The 1,446-nt window shown below is 71.4% G+C and carries 2 protein-coding genes; both read left to right on the top strand.

Translation table 11 applies throughout. The features are described 5' to 3' along the window. Nucleotides 1-434, top strand: a 434-nt coding sequence (locus FNH04_RS45925) for a tyrosinase family oxidase copper chaperone (protein WP_152792141.1), incomplete at its 5' end; no start/stop codon positions are given. After that, nucleotides 418-1,290: a tyrosinase family protein gene (locus tag FNH04_RS45920; RefSeq protein WP_322725767.1), complete on the top strand. Its 873-nt coding sequence runs from the start codon at nt 418-420 to the stop codon at nt 1,288-1,290. The genes FNH04_RS45925 and FNH04_RS45920, both read left to right, overlap by 17 nt. The last annotated feature ends 156 nt before the right edge of the window (nt 1,291-1,446 follow it).

The raw sequence follows: 1,446 nt of genomic DNA, 5'->3' as shown, positions 1-1,446 counted from the left end.
GGCGGGAGGGCACACGGTTCGCCGAGACGTATCGCGGACACCGGATCGTCGGTGCCAGGTACGACGCCGGGCGGTCCCGTGGCGACGGCTCCGGAACCTGGCACGTCACCGTGGACGGGCGACCGCTGCATCTGATGCGCCGGGCGGACGGCAGCTGGATGACCATGGTCGACCACTACGCGTCGTACTCGACACCGCTCGCCGCCGCGCGCGGAGCGGTCGACGAGCTCGGCCCCACCGCACGCCTGCGCACGCCGGACGACCACGGGGGTCATGGGCGCGGCAGCATCAGCCGCAGGGACGGCGGCGGCGGGCTCCGGGACGGTGGTGGCGGGCGCCTGAACGGCGGTGGCGACGGGCGCAGGGACGGCAGCGGTACGCCGAGCGGCAGCAAGGGAGCCGAGAGGGATCAGCGCCGTGGTGTACACCCGTAAGGACGTCAGCAGGCTCACCCGCTCCGAGCGGCGCCGACTCGTCGCCGCGCTGCTCGAACTCAAACACCGCGGCGAGTACGACGAGTTCGTGCGCACGCACATCACGTACTACACGTCCGACGGCGAAGGAGGGCTGCGCGCCGCCCATATGACGCCCTCGTTCCTGCCCTGGCACCGCAGGTTCCTGCTGGACCTGGAGAGTGCCCTGCGCCGCGTGGACGAGTCGGTGACGATGCCGTACTGGGACTGGACCCGCCACCGAAGCGCGACGGCCGTGCCGTGGACCGAGGACCTGCTCGGCGGCACCGGGCGGAGTTCCGACCGGCAGGTCATGACCGGCCCCTTCGCCTACCGCCACGGCAAGTGGACCATCAGGGTGGGGGTCACCGACACCGAGTACCTCACGCGCGACCTGACCCGCTCCGGGGAGCCGATCGAACTGCCCACGGCCGACGATCTGGAGTGGGCCCTGGCGGATCCGGTCTATGACGCGGCCCCCTGGGACTCCACGTCGACCAAGGGGTTCCGCAACAAGCTGGAGGGGTGGGGTCCGGGACGGGGCCCCGCTTCGTGGCGCACCCACAACCGGGTCCACCGCTGGGTCGGCGGCCACATGGTGGGCGGTGCCTCCGTCAACGACCCCGTCTTCTGGATGCACCACGCCTTCGTCGACCTGCTCTGGTCCCGCTGGCAGCTACGGCACTGGGGCGTCCGCGCCCGTTACCTCCCCGCGAAGCCGCCCGCGCAGGGCGACGCCCAGCACAGGCGGATCGTCGCACGGCACGAGAAGCTGCCGCCGTGGGACGTGACACCGGACCAACTGGAAGACCACAGCCGGATCTACCGGTACGTATAGCAGGCACAGGCGGGGTGGGAACGCGCGGAATATGCAGATGTACGCGATGTACGGGCATACGGAACGTGTGATCACGACGAAGCCCCCGGCGGTCGCGAACCGCCGGGGGCTTCTCGGCTGTGGAGGGGCACCTCCCGGGGGCGTCCCGGGGGCCTC

The sequence above is a fragment of the Streptomyces phyllanthi genome (assembly GCF_009377205.1).
In the GTDB taxonomy this organism is placed as follows: domain Bacteria; phylum Actinomycetota; class Actinomycetes; order Streptomycetales; family Streptomycetaceae; genus Streptomyces; species Streptomyces phyllanthi.
Note: the sequence above shows the minus strand (reverse complement) of the source record. Positions and strands in the feature narration are given on the sequence as shown.